Origin of the sequence: Escherichia sp. MOD1-EC5990 (genome assembly GCF_002965285.1) — a bacterium.
Lineage (GTDB): Bacteria > Pseudomonadota > Gammaproteobacteria > Enterobacterales > Enterobacteriaceae > Escherichia > Escherichia coli_F.
Map to the genome: position 1 here is coordinate 1 of NZ_PTRV01000095.1, position 318 is coordinate 318.

Below are 318 nucleotides of genomic sequence, written 5' to 3' on the forward strand. Positions count from 1 at the left end.
AGACCCCACACTACCATCGGCGCTACGGCGTTTCACTTCTGAGTTCGGCATGGGGTCAGGTGGGACCACCGCGCTACGGCCGCCAGGCAAATTCCTGTGCTCTGTCCTGTGTCTTTTGTGCTGATACTGCGTTGGCTGCATTCGCGAAAATCAGTCACATACTTCAGTATGCTCCTTCCTTCGCTTCATTTGCCGCCTTGTCTCAGCGCAAAATCCTTCGGACTCTGGATCCAAGCTGAAATTCTCTCAATCCGCCAAAACACCTTCGGCGTTGTAAGGTTAAGCCTCACGGTTCATTAGTACCGGTTAGCTCAACGC

The 318-nt window shown here is 53.1% G+C and carries 1 rRNA gene; it reads right to left on the minus strand.

Features of this window, described 5'->3' with window-relative positions:
* Positions 1 to 87, minus strand: a 5S ribosomal RNA gene (gene rrf / locus BEB42_RS26050); the annotation flags it as partial.
* Positions 88 to 318: the final 231 nt, after the last annotated feature.